At 62.6% G+C, this 16,394-nt stretch carries 16 protein-coding genes and 1 tRNA gene; 4 read left to right on the top strand and 13 right to left on the bottom strand.

Annotated features, from left to right (window positions below):
• Positions 1-174: 174 nt before the first annotated feature.
• Positions 175-1,629, top strand: coding sequence for a DUF1501 domain-containing protein (locus Pan44_RS22245; protein ID WP_145033984.1), 1,455 nt, complete (start codon positions 175-177; stop codon positions 1,627-1,629).
• Positions 1,630-1,772: 143 nt separating this feature from the next.
• Here the strand turns inward: Pan44_RS22245 and Pan44_RS22250 are convergent, their stop codons facing one another.
• The 11 genes from Pan44_RS22250 to Pan44_RS22300 form a co-directional block, all read right to left on the bottom strand.
• Complete coding sequence (locus Pan44_RS22250; protein WP_145033985.1) at positions 1,773-2,258, bottom strand: hypothetical protein; 486 nt, start codon at positions 2,256-2,258, stop codon at positions 1,773-1,775.
• Positions 2,259-2,296: 38 nt separating this feature from the next.
• Positions 2,297-2,992, bottom strand: a complete 696-nt coding sequence (locus Pan44_RS22255) for an adenylate kinase family protein (protein ID WP_145033986.1) — start codon at positions 2,990-2,992, stop codon at positions 2,297-2,299.
• A 191-nt stretch (positions 2,993-3,183) separates the two neighbouring features.
• Positions 3,184-3,792, bottom strand: coding sequence for a 30S ribosomal protein S4 (rpsD, locus tag Pan44_RS22260; protein ID WP_145033987.1), 609 nt, complete (start codon positions 3,790-3,792; stop codon positions 3,184-3,186).
• A gap of 94 nt (positions 3,793-3,886) precedes the next feature.
• Positions 3,887-4,267, bottom strand: a complete 381-nt coding sequence (gene rplU / locus Pan44_RS22265; RefSeq protein WP_231754133.1) for a 50S ribosomal protein L21 — start codon at positions 4,265-4,267, stop codon at positions 3,887-3,889.
• A gap of 118 nt (positions 4,268-4,385) precedes the next feature.
• Positions 4,386-5,957: an Rne/Rng family ribonuclease gene (locus Pan44_RS22270; RefSeq protein WP_145033988.1), complete on the bottom strand. Its 1,572-nt coding sequence runs from the start codon at positions 5,955-5,957 to the stop codon at positions 4,386-4,388.
• 461 nt (positions 5,958-6,418) lie between these two features.
• Entirely contained in the window at positions 6,419-8,167 is a 1,749-nt protein-coding gene (gene ptsP / locus Pan44_RS22275; protein ID WP_145033989.1) for a phosphoenolpyruvate--protein phosphotransferase, read from the bottom strand.
• A gap of 43 nt (positions 8,168-8,210) precedes the next feature.
• A complete protein-coding gene (locus Pan44_RS22280; RefSeq protein ID WP_145033990.1) occupies positions 8,211-8,489 on the bottom strand; it encodes an HPr family phosphocarrier protein in 279 nt (92 codons plus the stop codon).
• 179 nt (positions 8,490-8,668) lie between these two features.
• Entirely contained in the window at positions 8,669-9,136 is a 468-nt protein-coding gene (locus Pan44_RS22285; RefSeq protein WP_145033991.1) for a PTS sugar transporter subunit IIA, read from the bottom strand.
• Positions 9,137-9,361: 225 nt separating this feature from the next.
• Entirely contained in the window at positions 9,362-9,703 is a 342-nt protein-coding gene (locus tag Pan44_RS22290; protein WP_145033992.1) for an HPF/RaiA family ribosome-associated protein, read from the bottom strand.
• A gap of 143 nt (positions 9,704-9,846) precedes the next feature.
• Positions 9,847-10,074: a hypothetical protein gene (locus tag Pan44_RS22295; protein ID WP_145033993.1), complete on the bottom strand. Its 228-nt coding sequence runs from the start codon at positions 10,072-10,074 to the stop codon at positions 9,847-9,849.
• A gap of 96 nt (positions 10,075-10,170) precedes the next feature.
• A complete protein-coding gene (locus Pan44_RS22300; protein ID WP_145033994.1) occupies positions 10,171-10,881 on the bottom strand; it encodes a hypothetical protein in 711 nt (236 codons plus the stop codon).
• Positions 10,882-11,334: 453 nt separating this feature from the next.
• On the opposite strand from Pan44_RS22300, the gene Pan44_RS22305 reads away from it, so the two are divergent.
• A tRNA-Val gene (locus tag Pan44_RS22305) sits at positions 11,335-11,408 on the top strand.
• Between the two features lie 133 nt (positions 11,409-11,541).
• Complete coding sequence (gene epsC / locus Pan44_RS22310; protein WP_145033995.1) at positions 11,542-12,495, top strand: serine O-acetyltransferase EpsC; 954 nt, start codon at positions 11,542-11,544, stop codon at positions 12,493-12,495.
• 112 nt (positions 12,496-12,607) lie between these two features.
• Here the strand turns inward: epsC and Pan44_RS22315 are convergent, their stop codons facing one another.
• Complete coding sequence (locus tag Pan44_RS22315) at positions 12,608-13,036, bottom strand: peptidase associated/transthyretin-like domain-containing protein (RefSeq protein ID WP_145033996.1); 429 nt, start codon at positions 13,034-13,036, stop codon at positions 12,608-12,610.
• Positions 13,037-13,137: 101 nt separating this feature from the next.
• Positions 13,138-14,169 carry a DUF1559 domain-containing protein gene (locus tag Pan44_RS22320; protein WP_145033997.1) on the bottom strand — a complete coding sequence of 344 codons (1,032 nt, stop codon included), beginning with the start codon at positions 14,167-14,169 and terminating at the stop codon, positions 13,138-13,140.
• Between the two features lie 1,098 nt (positions 14,170-15,267).
• Between Pan44_RS22320 and Pan44_RS22330 the strand changes: the two genes are divergently transcribed.
• Positions 15,268-16,326 (top strand): DUF1559 domain-containing protein, encoded by a 1,059-nt coding sequence (locus Pan44_RS22330; RefSeq protein WP_145033998.1) that lies wholly within the window; start codon positions 15,268-15,270, stop codon positions 16,324-16,326.
• Positions 16,327-16,394: the final 68 nt, after the last annotated feature.

Consider the following 16,394-nt stretch of genomic DNA (forward strand, 5'->3'; position numbering starts at 1 on the left):
AGCCCGACGTCGGGAGCGAGGGAGCGTACTCTTCGATCAACCAACATCCGCTGCTGCCCGAGGGGATGGGGCGCGTTCCTGCGCCGAAGCGAAAGAATGATCGCCCCGGATTGGCCAGTTGTTATGCTATCGGTCTGACGGCTTTTCCTTCGCAGCTGCGAACAGGATTCCCTCATGCCGCTGACTTCGTTCGTCCCGGGCCATGACGACTCCGTCTCCCGCCGGCATTGGCTGGCGCAGGCAGGCGGCGGGTTCGGGAGTCTGGCCCTCGCAGCCATGCTGCACGACGAGGCCAGGGCGGGGAAGTCGCTGCCCGAGTCGCCGTTCGCCCCGAAGCAGCCGCATCACCCCCCGCGCGCCCAACGGGTGATCTCGCTGTTCATGCATGGCGGGCCGAGCCACGTCGACCTGTTCGATCCCAAGCCCGATCTGGCCCGATACGCCGGTCAGCCGATTCCAGACAGCTATGGCGAGGTGATGACGCGGCGGAAGGTGGCGAAGAATCCGCTTCTGGGGCCGGTGAAGCCGTTTCGGCCGCGCGGCGAATCGGGACTGGAGATCAGTGATTTCCTGCCCCACATGGCGACGATGGCGGACGACCTGTGCGTGGTTCGCAGCTGCCACGGCGACAGCGTGAACCATCCGCAGTCGGTCTATCAGATGAACACCGGAAGCATCCTGATGGGCCGGCCGAGCCTGGGGAGCTGGGTCGCCTATGGCCTCGGGAGCGAGAACCAGAACCTGCCGGCGTTCCTGGTGCTGCCTGATCCCTCGGGGGGCATCAAGGGAGGTCCGCCGGCATGGGGCAGCGGCTATCTGCCGGCGACATATCAGGGTACGACGCTGCGCCCCGGGCCGTCACCCCTCCTGCACCTGCAGCCGCCGGAGAACGTCGGTCCGGCCCGTCAGCGAAAGGCGCTTGATCTCGTGCGGCGGATGAACGCTGATCACTTCGCGGATCGCTCCGAAGACAGCGAACTGGCGGCCCGCATCAACTCCTATGAGCTGGCGTTCCGCATGCAGACGGCGGCCCCGGAACTGGTCGATCTGGCAGGCGAGACGGCGGCCACGCTGGAGATGTACGGCATCAACGACCGGCAGACGCGGCAGTTCGGTACCCGCTGCCTGCTGGCCCGCAGGCTCATCGAGCGGGGCGTCCGGTTCGTCCAGCTCTATTCGGGCGACACCAACGGCTGGGACGCGCACAAGGATGTCATGGAGAACCACACCATGATGTGCGGGCGGACCGACAAGCCGGTGACCGCCCTGATGACCGACCTGAAGCAGCGCGGGCTGATGGACGACACGCTCGTGATCTGGGGGGGCGAGTTCGGCCGGATGCCGATGAGCGAGCAGGGGACCGGTCGCGATCACAATCCCTGGGGCTTCACGACGGTGTTCGCGGGAGCGGGCGTCAAAGGCGGCTACGCGTACGGAGCGACGGACCCCATCGGCCTGCGGGCGGAGACCAACCCCGTCCACATCCACGACCTGCACGCCACGATCCTGTGGATCCTCGGCATGGATCACGAGCAGCTGACGTTTTTCCACAACGGGCGGGATGAGCGTCTCACCGATGTGTCCGGGCATGTGGTGCACGACATCCTGGGGTCACAAGTGTCGTCTTGAAGAGGCCTCTAAACGAGGATCTCATTCTCCCGTCGACTCGTGGTGGACAAGTCGATCTCTGCCTGAACGCCCTTCCTTATCCTTCTGTTCGAAAAAAGAATGGAACAGAAGGCCAGGAAGGGAACGAAGATGGCGTGGTGGTGTCAGTCCGTCTCTGACCAGAGGAGGACCCTCCTGCCCGTTTCGCACTCGACGAACGAGTGAAAGTCGACGCACAGACGTCCCTCGAGGTAGACGAACAGAACGCCGTCAGTGAACCAGAGGCGGGTGATCTCACGTCCAATGATTCGATGAGAGATGGCCGCCCGGTCCCAGGTCCAGACCTGACCGTTGCACTCCACTTCCGCGGGCGACAACTCCGTGTTCGTTCCCGGTCGAAGAGTTGCCGTCCGTTGGACTTCGACGACGGGGCCGGGTGGGCCGGCCTGCACGGTCATCGTGTCGCCGGATCTCAGCTGAAAGGTAACCCGCTCATCGTCCCAGGAGAGCCCGATGACGGCCTGCCCGATCACCGCTGCCTGGTCGACGCTCTCGCACCAGACGGCGTTCTGTTCTTTGGCGGACTGAATCGCGCTGTGCGCAGTCGAGTGGCCCTGGATCGGCGGCGGAGCAACGCGGAGGCGATTCATTGGCGTTGAGTCAGGACTTGCTCACGCGGCGATTCATTTCAATCCGCCCGCCAGCCATCCAGTGTTTTTGGCAGCGGCGGCAGCGGATAGTCCTTCACTCGCCGGCCCTGTTCATCGCGCGGGAAGTTCTCGAGCAGCACCGGAACCAGGTGCTTCAGGCATTCCAGCAGCACGTGTGAGTGAATGCCGGTGGATTCGATGTCTTTGATGAGAGACTTCGGATAGTAGTTGAGAACCGGCAGCGACTCCTGGCGGTAGACCTCGAAGCGCCGGCGCGTCACCGATTCGCTGGCGTCGTCCGGCCTGTTCTCCAGCACGGCCCGCCGCCGGATGCGGTCGATCATGGCTTCTTCGTCATCGCACATCAGGTGGATGACGAGTTTCACATCGCAGATCTGCTTCAGCATCTCGCACTGGGCGAGGTTGCGGGGGATGCCGTCGAGAAGCAGGAGATGTTCCCGGGGGCGGAAGCGTTCGGCCGCGCGCTGGCCTTCCAGCCAGTTCTTGAAGATCCGCATGGTCACTTCGTCGGGCGCCAGTTCGCCGCGGGCGCTGTATTCCCGCACGATGCGCCCTTCTTCCGATTTTGCGTCGAGCTTCCGGAAGATGACGCCGCTGGAGAGGTGGAAGAACCCGGGGATCCGCGACAGGATTTCGCCCTGGGTTCCTTTGCCGGCGCCGGGGACGCCAAAGACGAGGGCTGCGGGATAGGGCTTCAGTGATGTTTTCGACATGATGCACTTCCGGTCGACTCGCACGCGTCGCGCTGGAGTCTATCGCTGACGGCTCCGCCGGGCCTCGCTGTCCCGCAATCAGCGGGTCGCCACCAATAAAAACAGCCGCACAAGGCGGCTGCAGGTCTTTCGATGATTCATGCCGGGGAGGCCGGCGTGATCTGTCGCAGTTGGCCGCAATCTGACAGGCGTTACCGCGACATGAATGCCACGACGGAACCGACGTCGACGCGGAGGCTGACGTCGTCGTTCGTGGGGAGGGTTGTGACGATGGCCTTCATTTCGTCGGCGTCGACCGAAACCCAGCTGACGTCTTCGCCAGCCTTGTTGGTCATCCGCTCGCGGTAAATCTCCTTGAGATTCGGGCGATTGCGGAGGGTGATGACGTCGCCGGGGCGGACGGAGTACGACGGACGGGTGACCGTCTTGCCGTTGACCTGGAAGTGGGCGTGCACAACGCCCTGGCGGGCCTGAGGACGGGTCTGGGCAAAGCCGGCGCGGCGGATGACGTTATCCAGCCGCCGCTCGCAGAGGATCATCAGGTTGGCCGAGGTGTTTCCCTTGGTCCGCTTGGCGATGCCGAAGTACCGCCGCAGCTGCGTCTCGCGCAGGCCGTAGAAGTACTTAATCTTCTGTTTCTCGGTGAGGGCGAGGCCGTAGTTCGACACCTTCCGCCGCCGCTGCGACATGCCGGGCGGATATTCCTTCTTCTCCGCCGCGCGAATGGCACCGGCGTTTTCGAAGACCATGAAACCGAGGCGGCGATTGACTCGGGCCTTGGGACCGGTGTAACGACCCATTCCTCACTGTCCTTCTGAAGGCGCCGCTTGAATCGTGCGGCGTCAAACTCACGATTGTTCGATGGAACGCGCCGGCTCCAACGCCGGCGGCCGATTACTTCGCGGCCTTCTCGGCAGCGGGCTCTTTGGTCTCGACGATCTTCAGACCCGGGACGGAGATCCCGGTCACTTCGACGACGGTGTGCTTCTGCCGGTGACCAGTGTGACGCCGCGAGTTGTGGCGGCGGCGAATCTTCTGGATTTCCAGTTTCGGTCCCTTGAAGATCGCTTCAACGACCTTGGCCGACACGGTCGCGCCGGAGATCGCCGGAACACCCAGGATGCTGTCGCCGCCTCCGTTGGCCAACAGCACCTTGTCGAAGGTCAGTGCATCGCCAGCATTCACGCCTTCGCGCAAATCGATCTGCACCTTGTCGCCTTGGGCAACGCGGTACTGGCGGCCGCCATCTTCCAGAATTGCAAACACGCTCGACACGACGCCTTACCTCGATGAACACCGACTCTGGGAACGCCGACAGCCCGTCGACGAAACGAGATTCCAGCCAGTCTCAATATCCGGCCGGACAGAAAACGGAACGCGAAAATCTAACGACTCAACGTCGGGAATACGAGTCTCCAGTCGGCAGAATCGCGACTTCCCCGCCGATTTCGTTCAAACATTTCACGCTCAGATGCTCCGGACTGACGTGCAGCCCCATCTGGATCGTGACGGTGACGTTGTATTCTTCTTCTAACTTCGTGATGGCACGGCGTTTACGGTTGATGAGGTAGTCAGCGACCCGCTGCTCGACTTCCAGGATCACCCGCCGGACATCCGGATGGCTGGCATTGGTCATCAGCGTCCGCATGACCTCAATCGCCATGCTTTCTGCCGTTTTCACCTGTCCGACGCCCCGGCAGCAAGGGCAATCTTCATAAACGCTGCGGCGGAGCGACGGCCGGATGCGCTGGCGCGTCATCTCGATCAGGCCGAACGGGCTGATCCGCAGAACCTTCGTCCGGGCGCGGTCGCGTTCGACGCACTCACGCAGACGCCGCTCGACGCCCCGGCGATGCCGTTCGTCGCGCATGTCGATGAAGTCGTTGACGATCACGCCGCCGAGGTCGCGGAGGCGGATCTGTCGGGCGATTTCCTCGGCCGCGTTGAGGTTAACCTTGTAGGCGTTGACCTCGGCGTTGTCGTCCATGCGGAAGCTGCCGCTGTTCACGTCGATCGCGACGAGGGCTTCCGTCTGGTCGATCACCAGCGAGCCGCCTCCTTCGAGCGGAACGCGCCGGCTGTGGATCTTCTCGATTTCCTTTTCGATGTTGTACTTGTGGAAGATCGGTTCCTTGCCGTCGTACAGCCGAATGCGTTCGACGGCCTTGGGCAGGACGGCCTGCATGAAGTCGCGGGCGCGTTCGAGGGCTTCCGGTTCATCGATCCAGATGGTTTCGATGTCGGACGTATAGATGTCCCGGATGGTCCGGGTGATCATGTCCGTTTCTTTGTAGATGTCGACGGGCGACTGGGTCTTCTTGATGCGGGCGACCAGGTTGCCCCACAGGCGGACGAGGAAGCTCAGGTCGCGCTGCAGGTCTTCGGGGGTGCGGTCGACGCCGGCGGTCCGGACGATGAATCCGAGGCCTTCGGGGGGCTGGATGTCGCGCAGGGCGCGACGGAGCTTCCGGCGGACGTCGTCGTCTTCAATCTTGCGACTCACGCCGACCCGCTGGAGGCCGGGCATGAGCACCAGGTAGCGTCCCGGAATGCTGATATAGGTCGAGAGCGTCGGTCCTTTGGTGCCGATGCCCTCTTTGATCACCTGCACCAGCACCTCGCTGCCGCGCTGGAAGATGTCCTGGATCTGCGGCTTGTTGCGGGCGCTGCGCTCGTTGAATTTCGGGTTGTTGCGCATCTGGGCCTCGTCGTCGGGCACGAGATGCTTGTAGTACTGGTACTCCACGTCGCTGACGTGGAGAAAGCCGTTGCGCCCGACGCCGAAATCGACGAACACCGCCTGAATCGACGGCTCGATATTGACGACCCGGCCCTTGTAGATGTTGCCGACCAGGTTCTCGGCGCTTGTGCGTTCGACGTAAAGCTCTTCGAGGACTCCATCCTCAACAATCGCGATGCGGCTCTCTTCGGGCTGCAGCACGTTGATCAGCATTTCCTTCTTCATTGTTCGCCTTTGAAGGGTTGAAGTGGCGAACAAAGTGACTGCCGTTCCCGTTCAGCGCCTGTGTGGACCGCGAGCTGCGGGCCGTGAAGGGCGATTCCGGAATGTCGTACCGAGACGGAGCCGCAGGTTCGCGGAACCCCGGGAAATTGACGGTGGATGATCGGTCGCCGCCGCTGCTCAATCGCCGCTCCAACGCCGCACGTGCGGCGCGAGACTGGACGAAACATTCAGAGACCATGTTGCTGCCGGCTGGAGAAGCGGCGGCAGCGGGTCGGGAGTCAGTCGGCAGGTGCGCATCATCACCGTCGGCGGCCAGGAAGGCCGTGTGCTCTCGGACGGTCGTGGAAAGCAGAAGCACTCTGTTCTCAAATGGAACGTGTTTTCGGTCTGTTGGAGTTCAGGCTTCAGCCTGCGACGGGCAGCCTGAAGGCTGAACTCCAACGGGCCCGCCCCGACGGTTTTTATCCCGCGGAATCCGGGCTTAACTTCTTCAATTCGCCTCTCAGGTACGACTCGATGTCGCGTGCGATCTCAAAATCGGCGACCCGCTTCGCAATCTCTTCCGCCTGACCGATCGTCATGTTGCGAACGAGGTCCTTGAGCACCGGGACTGCCTGCGGGGTCACGCTGAGGTGCCGGAGGCCCATCCCGATCAGCAAGGGAACAAACTTAATATCCGAACTCATCTGTCCGCAGACAGTGACCGGAATGCGGGCGTCTGCCGCGGCCGTCACCACCATGCGGATCAGTTTCAGGATCGCCGGATCCGCCGTGTTGTAATACTTCGCCACTGCCGGGTCCGAGCGATCGGCCGCGAGAGTGTACTGGATCAGGTCGTTCGTGCCGATGGAAAAGAAGTCGACTTCCCGGGCGAATTCTTCGGCCCGGATCGCGGCTGACGGGACTTCCACCATCATTCCGACCGGGACATCCCGCCGAAACGGAATTCCCTGATCCTCGAGGTCTTCCACGACGTCCCGGAGCAGCATCCGCGCCTGCCGGAGTTCCGTCAGAGACGCCACAAGCGGGAACATGATCCGCACGTCCCCTTCCACGGCCGCGCGGAGAATTGCCCGCAATTGCGTGCGAAACAGCTTCAGGTCAGCCAGGCAGACCCGGATGCTCCGCAGGCCGAGCTCGGGGTTGGTGGCGTCGGAAAAGACGTCCTTCATCATCCCGGGGACCTTGTCGGCCCCGAGGTCGAGCGTGCGGATGACGACCGGCCGTTCGCCCATCGTGCGAACGACCTGGCAGTACGCCTGGAAGTGCTCTTCTTCCGTGCGATGCGCGTTGGATTCCATGTACAGGAACTCGGTCCGGTACAGGCCGATGCCGTCCGCCCCCAGTTCCACGCAGTGCTCGGCCTCGTCGGGAAACTCGATGTTGCCTGAGATGTGGATCCGGACGCCGTCCTTGGTGATCGCTTCTCCGGCTCCCTGGGAGCGAAGTTTGGCCCGCTTGGTCGTCGCTTCCTTTTCGGCCTCGCGATACTCGATGAGCGTCGCTTCGTCAGGCTCGATGATGACCTCGCCCTGGTGGCCATCGATGATCACCGTTTCGCCGCCGGAGATCTCATTCAGGAACGACCCGATTCCGACGATCGCCGGGATTTCGAGCGCGCCCGCCAGAATCGCCGTATGGCTTGTGTGGCCACCGACTTCCGTTGCGAATCCGTGGACGAAGTTGCGATTCAGGTTGGCTGTTTCGCTCGGCGTGAGATTGTGAGCCAGCACGATGACGGGCTGATTGATGTGCTCGAGTTCTCCGCGACGCTCGCCCAGGAGGTGCCGAGTCAGGTTGCGTTCGAGATCGAGAAGATCGTGGACCCGCTCGGCCAGATACTTGTTGCCCAGGTTCTGCAGCTGGCGGGCGTGTCGCTTCAGCACGAAGCTCGACGCATACTCGGGCGAATAGTGGCGATTGCTGACGAGCCCTTCAATTTCGCCGACGAGCTTGGGATCGCGAAGAAGCTGCAGATGAGCGGCGAAGATGCCGCTGTACTGTTCGCCGAGATGCTCCCGGGCGAGCTGTTCGTTGTGCTCGATTTCGTGGCACGCCGCGTTGAGCGCGACGCGCAGTCGATCGAGTTCCGAATCGACGGCATCGACGCTGACGAACCGCTGCGGGATGCGAAACACGTCCGCCCCGAGGATCAGCGCCGGGCCGATCGCGATTCCCGGCGCTACGGCGATGCCTCGTTTGACAAGCATGGCAGGCGGCTGAAGTGAACGTCCGGTAACGGAGGGCGTGGGGCTACCGCTCCGGCTCCTGGGCGATCAATCGCTCCATTCCTTCAATCAGGCTCTCTGCCTGCCGGCCGCGGACTTCCAGGACGAGCATCGTCCCGTGCGTTGCATTTAACTGCAACAGGTCGAGCATCGATTTCGCGTCGGCGATGAATTCATCCCGCACGATTGTGACGGGGCCGTCAAATGCGCAGGCCAGACGGTTGATCTGTGAAAGGGGACTCATATGGAGTCCATCTTTCAGCTGAACCGTGACCTCTCGGCGAATGACGACTTCATCGCTCATGGAAAGATTTGGAATGCACTCTACTGGGACCAAGGCGAGTTAGCGCAACGCCAATGCGTCCTTCGCTTTCCGGCTGGCTGTCTACCCACCGACGCGCCGACCGCACTGAGGTGGACGCCCCGGTGCGCGACTGCACGACCGACGGGTGGCTTCTCCGCAGGAGGCTGGAGAAGCGACGATCAGGCGTGCGAGTCGACTTCCTTCAGCAAATCCACGATGGCTTCGCGAGTTCGCGACTGGCGCAGGAAGCGACAGAAATCGTCGCTCTTCAGGTGCCGGGTGATGGTCTCCAGGCCGCGAAGGTGGTCGCCGGGGCGATCGGGCGGAGAGACGAGGAGGAACAGGATGTAGACGTCTTCGCCGTCCAGGCTCGAGAAGTCGAGGCCGTTCGCCGAAATCGCGACGGTGGCGATGAGCGAGCCGACGGACGCGTGCTTGGTGTGGGGAACGGCAACGCCGCGGCCGATGCCGGTCGACCCGAGCTCTTCGCGCTTCATGATGGCGCCGACGATCGTCGGCTCATGCTCGGTGGAGACATGCCCGGTCTTCACCAGGCTGGCCACCATTTCGCGAATCGCTTCTTCCTTGGTGCTTGCCTTGAGCTCCGGGATCACCGCGTCCGCAACAATAAAATCGCTCAGCTTCATTCCTCACTCCCAGGAAAGCGGCCGCCATTGAATCGGGGGCCTGCCGCTTGGAAACAGTTCGGCGGTGATCCAGCCAGTTCAGGACCGCGCGAAGTGTCTGTTGAAAAACGTTGAATGGTAAGGCGGCTCGCGGGGGTGACGCAACCAGCGAACACCCCCATTGGGGGAACCCCGTCATCGCCTGCATGCCCGGATGCTACAACCGCTTCCTCGGGCAACGGCTTGTCAATCTGACGGCTCGGCCTCGCCAGCGAGCTGGCCGAGGGGCCGGTCGCGGCGATGATCCTGCACCTTCTCCTTGTATCGCTTGACCTGCTGCTCCATCCGGTGCAGCGCCTGGTCGAATGACGTCTGTCCGTCCGGGCCTTCGCCGTGGGCAACGAAATTGTGCTTGTGCTCGGCGTCGACCAGGATCTCGCACTTCACCAGGTCGGCGGCGAGATCGAACGCAAGGTTGATGGCAGTAACCCGTTCAAAGTAGGTCAGGAGTTTCTCGGCCTTTCGGACGACCGCTTCCTGAACGTCGGGCCGAAGACTTCCATGTCGACAAGCGATCTGAACTTGCACTGAACCCCTTCCCGGATGTGCGACGCAAAACTCGTGCAAAGGCGAATCGGCGATTCTAGCTGGACGGAATCGAGGGTCAATTCCGTCGAGGCCGGCGAAGTTCGGCGGGCTTCACTGCGTTTCAGTCTGGCGGCGACGTTCGTTCAGCCCTCAAGCCACTGCATCGAACTCAGGACCAGCAGGCCTGAGCAGCCGATCGCGAGGGCGAAGATGCTTGGGATGATCGCCCCCTGGGCGAAGCCGTATCCCGATGAAACGCCGGCTCCCAGACAGAACAGGGCGACGGCCTTGAGCCACCCGCGTTCGGCTTCCGGCTGCGTGTGCGGAGCCTCCTGCGTCGTGCTCCTGTGCCAGTCTCGATGCGGAGTCATGTGACGTATAACGGTACGCCGGCCCGCCTGGATCATCCCTTCGGGGCCGCGGGGCAAAAGACCGCCCCGGCCGGGCGCGCATGGCTCGCCAGCGGCTCAATGTTTCGCCGGGAATTCGAAGAAGGACTTCGGCGGGTGAAGATTGTCGTAGCCGATGAAGATCTGCTTCGGCCGTTCCTTGTTGCCGATCTTCAGGTCGAACGTGAGGCTGGCGTCCTTCCCCTTGATGGTGAAGTCGAAACCATCTGGTTTGTCGCCGGTGTGCATCGTGAACTTCAGCGTCGTGCGTTCCGGGTTGAGCAACCAGGAATCGGGGTGAGCGCCTTTGGCTTCCAGGGCAATCGGGCGAATCTTCTCGAACGTGCCGTTGATTGCTGTGATTTCGCCCTGGAAGCCTGCGAAGTAGCCGCTCTTGCAGGCCGACCGGATGTGCCAGCCATCGGGGTCCGACCACACGTAGTAGCGCGACGAGACATCCAGTTCCTTCCCCAGCGGCCGCCCGACGTGCTTGATGTCGAGCTTGACGGGTACTCGCTCGACCTCTTTTTTCTCGGCCGGTTTCTCCGCTGCCTCCTTCGGAGCCGCGGGCTTGCTGCCCGGCGCCGCATAGGGGCCTGCCGGAGCGTTGCCCCCTGCAGGGTTCCCGCCAGGCGCGCCATACGGACTTGCGGGATTTCCGCCAGCAGGATTGCCGCCCGGCGCCACCGCCGGAGGCTTCTGGGCCGCACGACCAGACTGGCCGAGCGCAACGGTGAGGAGTGTCAGAACCAGCAACTGCCGGCGATGGGACTGCCGAAGAGGAAACATGGAGATTCGGCCCTGTCCAGGAATAGAGATGCAATACTGACTCTCATCGTCACCTGTCCGTTCGGATGAGTCAAGATTTTGTGTCAGCAGGAAGCCATCGGGGCGGGCCTCGGATGGGGGCGCTTCGTTCCTTGCTTTGGGCATCTCCTGACGCCGAAGTCATCACGCGGTTTGTGCGCGTGAACCTGTCGGCCACGTCTCCTGTCTGAACTTCGCTTCAACGGGTCAAGGACCGGCTTGCAGGGAAGCGGCGATGGCCTGATACTCCCGACGTGCCTGGCCCACAGGTCTGAGTCAGGGGGCGCCTTCGCAAGTTTTCGCAGCGGCGGCCTCAGTCGCGGAGTCACCAATCCGGCAGCCAGGCACGATCCCAAGGCAGGAAGCGATGTGTTGACGGGACGGTATCCTCTCCGCGAGGCGATCCGTGCTGTCGAGCACGAAGGTTCCCAATCTGGCCCCGTAGCTCAGCTGGTTAGAGCGTCTGTCTTACACACAGAAGGCCGTCTGTTCGAATCAGACCGGGGCCACTTCCCGACGCCGGTGTGAACCGCCCATTTCTTTTTGTAGGTTCCGCGCAGAAACAATCCAACTGGCGTCGTCGAGATGGCAACATGAGCCTCGACGTTCTTCGGTGCCTCCCAGTTCCGGCCACTCATCCCCATGCCTCTCCCGACGCGTCCCGCCGACAGTTCTTCAGAAGTCCTTTACGACTGGCGACTGGACGAGATCGTCGTGTCCCTGCGGCAACTGCGGGACGCCTCCCTGGCCGCCCGCAAACGCCTCGGATGCCCTGCGAAACTGCCGTCGCGCCGGACACTCACCAGCATTGTGGACCAGGTGTGCGCGGCGCTGTTTCCGAACCGCCTGAGCGCGCGAGAGCTCAAAGACGAGAGCGTCGATTTCTATGTCGGCCATACGCTCGATCAGGCGCTTCGCGAACTGGTGGAACAGGTCGTCCAGGAGTATCGATTCGTTCATTCCGACGGGAACGGGCTCGAGGAGGCCCGGCAGAAGGCGATTGAACTCGTCCGGAATTTCGCGGCCGACCTGCCGTCAATTCGGGCCGTGCTCGATACCGACATTCGTGCCGCCTACGAATCGGATCCTGCGGCCCGAAGCGTCGATGAAGTGCTTGCCTGCTATCCCGGGGTCAGGGCTGTCATGCACCACCGGATCGCGCACGCCCTGCATCGACGGGGGGCTTGCCTGATCGCTCGCATGATTTCGGAGATCGCCCATTCGCTCACCGGGGTCGAGATCCACCCCGGGGCGACGATCGGCGAGAGCTTCTTCATCGACCACGGGACGGGCGTCGTGATCGGCGAGACGTCGATCATCGGCGATCGCGTCCATCTGTATCACGGAGTCACGCTGGGAGCGCGAAGCCGGTCGCTGCAGGAACGTCACGACGCTGACCACGTCACGTCCCGCCATCCGATCGTCGAAGACGACGTCACGATTTACTCAGGGGCGACCCTGCTTGGCCCGATCCGGGTCGGCCGCGGATCGGTGATCGGCGGGAATGTCTGGCTGACCACGAGCGTGCAGGCCGGCAGCAATATTTCGCAGGCGGCCCTGCGGTCGGAAGCGTTCGACGAGGGGCTTGGAATCTGACGCGGCGGCCTGATCCGGGCGGTGACACTTCGGCTCCACTGCGGAAAAGACCACCGGTGCGAACATCCGGCTGGGCCGCGGCGAGGTCGCCTGGGCAATGATCGCCAGGTCTTCACTTGGATGTCAGTTCGAAGTCGATCGTGTTTCCCCCTTTGGCCACCCTGGCGACGAGGGCTCCCGGCTTTTTGTACTTCTTCGGAATGGCGACAAAACTCGGCGGGGCGGACATTCCCTGGGCGACGAGTTCCTTCGCTTCCGCGGCCGAGACCTTCGTCGTCTCGATCTGCACGATGTGATCGCCGACCAGCGCGCCCGACTTTGAGTTCGTGAACATCAGCGTGTAGCGGCCATCGTCGTCCGTGCCGCCGTAAGAAGGCGAGCCTCCGTCCGCCTGGGAAACGAACGTGAGGACCGCTCCGGGAATGGGCTTGCCATCGAGCGTCACCCGACCGGTCACGGCGCCGAGCGGAGGACCATCGGATCCGCATCCGGACAACACGGGAACGAGAGTGACCGACAGCAGGAGAATGTGCTTGAGCATGGAAGGGATTCACATCTGAGAAAAAAAGACCGGGCCGCAGGAGTGAAGATGCGGCCCGGTCCTTCTCCACGGGAAACAGGACGGAGAGAACAGGACCCGAGTCAGTATTCGCCGAGAACCTGGCCATCGTTGATGGCGGCCAGGCGCTGATAGCTGCCGTAAGGTCCATTGAGGTTGGCGTCGGAGCCGCCGATATTTGTGTTGGTGTGGTCGATGTTCTCGCTGATGAACCGGACCGATCCGTCCGTCAGGAGAAAATGAGCACCGCCGACGTGCAGGCTGTGGAAGGCGCGGTGGACGTCTCCGCCGATCAGCGGGCCATTCAGCTTCTTGCGTGCGGACCGCAGATGGTTGAAGGGGCCGTTGGTCGCTGGGCCGACCTGGTTGCAGTTGGGGCCACCGGCCGTCGTGATGTTTCCGAACTGGTAGTTGCGCTCCGAGCCGTAGTTTGTGGAGCCGATGGTGATCTGCGGCTGCCAGTAGACTTCGCCGATCGCAATGGCGTTGGACGTGCCGTCGGTCACCTCGGCAATGCGGCGGGTTTTGTTGACGACGAGAAGGCCATTGTTGCGGGCCGGCACCGTCACGAAGACGGCAGTGTTCACGCAGGGATCGCCGTCGAAAGCGCCGAGGTTTCCGACGTAGCTGGTGGTGGCGAGAGCGCTGGTTCCGTTGGCGTTGTTCTGATTGACGGGCCGGGTGTCGGGCTTCACGTCAGACGGGCACTTGAAGCCCGGGAGCGAGGTGGCGACGCCACGAACATTGTTTCCGGCCGGATCCGCGCCGGTACCGAACGGGTGGTAGTGGAAGTTGAAGGTGTTGTAGAGCGGCGCCTGATCGAGGTAGGGGAGGAGGTAGGAATCCCAGGCCCAGCCGCCATCCCGGGCTGCGGTGTTCGTGCTGAGCACATCGAGGAATCCGATGGGGAAGACGCGGGCGGTGCTTTCGTAGTTGTGGAGGGCCAGTCCGAGCTGCTTGAGGTTGTTCTTGCACTGGGTCCTGCGGGCGGCTTCGCGTGCCTGCTGGACGGCGGGGAGGAGCAGGGCGATGAGGATCGCGATGATGGCGATCACGACCAGCAGCTCGATGAGGGTGAAGCCTGGGCGACGAATGTGGCGGCGTGCAGTGTTCATGAGACGTGTCCGAGGAAAATAAGTAACACTTTGATGGTGATATAATTGTCGGACACAAACAACAACTGAATTGATCGGAAATTCCGTCAGAAACCGCGATTCCGCGCCAGGTGTGAGCACGGTTGACTGTGTTGAATTGCTGTAATCTGTTTTTGTGTATGTGGTTGCGTCTCGTTATCTGTCTTGTGGTTTTTCTTTCTCCGCGCGTCGATGGCGGTCCTGACACGTTGGGCTGAGACCACTCGGAGGAGCGATTGAGGCGTCGTTCTGAACCGCTTTTTCAAACTCCGGGGGATCGATGCGGGCTGCCTGAACCGCTAGATTCCCGATTCGTTTCTACTCTCAGCAGCTCGTCAGCCAAGTTCTTCCGAAATGTGACTGTGCGGCGTGCCCGGACAACCTGGCTTACGGCGGCGGCTTGTCTGGCCACGCTGCTCACAACGTGCCTGGTCGTGATCCGACATCGGCACGCCGGTGACCTAGTCCATTCTCACGCAGGCCAGCATCGAGCTGCCCACAGCCACAGCCACAGCCACTCGCACTCGCACGGCCATTCCCATCCTCACAGGCACGCGCATGTCGAGCACGGGGCCGTCCCGGAAAAGCGGCACGATGGCTGGCATGTCCACATTCTGATCCTGGGGTGGGAGATCACCCTCTGGGAGCGCGGCGTTGAAGTCGCTTCGGCGTCATCTGCGGAAACGGGCGGCGCGGCCGAGACTCCGCACGGCACGAGCGTCCTCTCGGGGTTACAGCTGGTGACCTCCGGCGGAGTCAGTTGGTGTCTGCTGGGGCTCATGCTCCCCTTGCTCGGTCGCCCTGCCTTTCGGCGCTCGCGCCCTCTGGACCTTCTTTCCGTTGCGCTCCGGGAGACCGCGTTTCCCGGCTCTCGGCGCCGCGACAGGCCGCCCGTTCCTCCACCGAGGTGGATGGCAGCGTGACGTTTCGTTGCTGAAGGTTCTCTTCAACTCTCCCAGCACGGCACGCGGCACAGTGAAGGTGCGCGCCGCTCCGGGCGTCGGCCAAGGGCCCCGTTCCGGATGGCGTCGACGCTTTCGTCGTCGTTTGCACGGTCGTGCTTTCTCATGGAATACATCGATGTCTGATTTACGCCCCCGTTTCTCGAGACCCCGTCCCGGTCCGCCGTTCAACCACCACCGTCCGTTCACCCGGCGACTCTCTGCATTCACGCTCATTGAGCTGCTCGTGGTGATCGCCATCATCGCGATTCTCGTGGCGCTGCTCCTTCCGGCCGTGCAGCAGGCCCGAGAGGCGGCCCGGCGAATGAGCTGCCGCAACAACCTGAAGCAGCTTGGACTGGCGCTTCACAACTATCACGATTCTCTCGGCACACTTCCGTTCGGCTATCTGGTTGCTCCCTGGCCCGGTGATCCCGTCGGAGTGCCCGCTGCTCACTATCGCTGGTCCGTTCTCGCGCACCTCACTCCCTATCTCGACCAGTCGAACATCTACAACTCGATCGACTTCTCATATCCGATGATCGGTGGGCCCGGTTACAACCCGCCCTATTCCGTCTTTCCGGTCAACCGTGCGGCCGTGGCGACAGTCGTCCCACTGTTTCTTTGTCCCAGCGACCATGGCCGCAAGTTGCTCGAGGCCTGGGCTCCGACGAACTACGTCTCGTCGACCGGATCGGGATCAAACGGGGGATACGCGGACAACTCGGACGGCGCCTTTTTCGTGAACTCGCAGGTCCGGTTCCGTGACTTCACCGACGGTCTCAGCAATACCGCCGTCATGTCCGAAAGCACTCTCGGCGAGGGAACTGCGAATCCAACGAGTGGGCCGGTGAATCCGCAGCGGGTCTACATCAGCATTCCGACCGGCACGGAGCTTTCGGACGCGGCGTGCAACAATGCCACCGCCACGGCGTTCAGCACGACCCGGGGCCGCGCCTGGGCGGACGGAGCGATTCCGTACGGGCTGTACAACCACTACTACGGCCCCAACGACGCGCGACCCGACTGTATCCGGCATAGTAATCCCGGCTGGAAGGCCGCTCGCAGCATGCACGCCGGAGGGGCGAACGTCCTGCTGGGTGACGGCTCCTGCCGCTTTGTCAGCAATTCTGTCGACCTTTCGCTGTGGCGAGGGCTGTCGACGCGGTCGGGCAATGAGGTGATTGGAGAGTTCTGAGATCGCGGCGATCAAACGTGAGAGCCTGTTCCGGTGAGGCGGCCGCTCCGGGACTGGCTTTCACGCCT

The sequence above is a fragment of the Caulifigura coniformis genome, assembly GCF_007745175.1.
Taxonomy (GTDB): domain Bacteria; phylum Planctomycetota; class Planctomycetia; order Planctomycetales; family Planctomycetaceae; genus Caulifigura; species Caulifigura coniformis.

Coding starts and splice junctions, on each gene's coding strand:
- Pan44_RS22245 (WP_145033984.1), top strand. CDS start 175: ATGCCGCTGACTTCGTTCGTCCCGGGCCATGACGACTCCGTCTCCCGC.
- Pan44_RS22300 (WP_145033994.1), bottom strand. CDS start 10,881: ATGTTTCCTCTTCGGCAGTCCCATCGCCGGCAGTTGCTGGTTCTGACA.
- Pan44_RS22280 (WP_145033990.1), bottom strand. CDS start 8,489: ATGAGCGATGAAGTCGTCATTCGCCGAGAGGTCACGGTTCAGCTGAAA.
- rpsD (WP_145033987.1), bottom strand. CDS start 3,792: ATGGGTCGTTACACCGGTCCCAAGGCCCGAGTCAATCGCCGCCTCGGT.
- Pan44_RS22295 (WP_145033993.1), bottom strand. CDS start 10,074: ATGACTCCGCATCGAGACTGGCACAGGAGCACGACGCAGGAGGCTCCG.
- Pan44_RS22315 (WP_145033996.1), bottom strand. CDS start 13,036: ATGCTCAAGCACATTCTCCTGCTGTCGGTCACTCTCGTTCCCGTGTTG.
- ptsP (WP_145033989.1), bottom strand. CDS start 8,167: ATGCTTGTCAAACGAGGCATCGCCGTAGCGCCGGGAATCGCGATCGGC.
- Pan44_RS22255 (WP_145033986.1), bottom strand. CDS start 2,992: ATGTCGAAAACATCACTGAAGCCCTATCCCGCAGCCCTCGTCTTTGGC.
- epsC (WP_145033995.1), top strand. CDS start 11,542: ATGCCTCTCCCGACGCGTCCCGCCGACAGTTCTTCAGAAGTCCTTTAC.
- Pan44_RS22285 (WP_145033991.1), bottom strand. CDS start 9,136: ATGAAGCTGAGCGATTTTATTGTTGCGGACGCGGTGATCCCGGAGCTC.
- Pan44_RS22320 (WP_145033997.1), bottom strand. CDS start 14,169: ATGAACACTGCACGCCGCCACATTCGTCGCCCAGGCTTCACCCTCATC.
- Pan44_RS22270 (WP_145033988.1), bottom strand. CDS start 5,957: ATGAAGAAGGAAATGCTGATCAACGTGCTGCAGCCCGAAGAGAGCCGC.
- Pan44_RS22250 (WP_145033985.1), bottom strand. CDS start 2,258: ATGAATCGCCTCCGCGTTGCTCCGCCGCCGATCCAGGGCCACTCGACT.
- Pan44_RS22330 (WP_145033998.1), top strand. CDS start 15,268: ATGTCTGATTTACGCCCCCGTTTCTCGAGACCCCGTCCCGGTCCGCCG.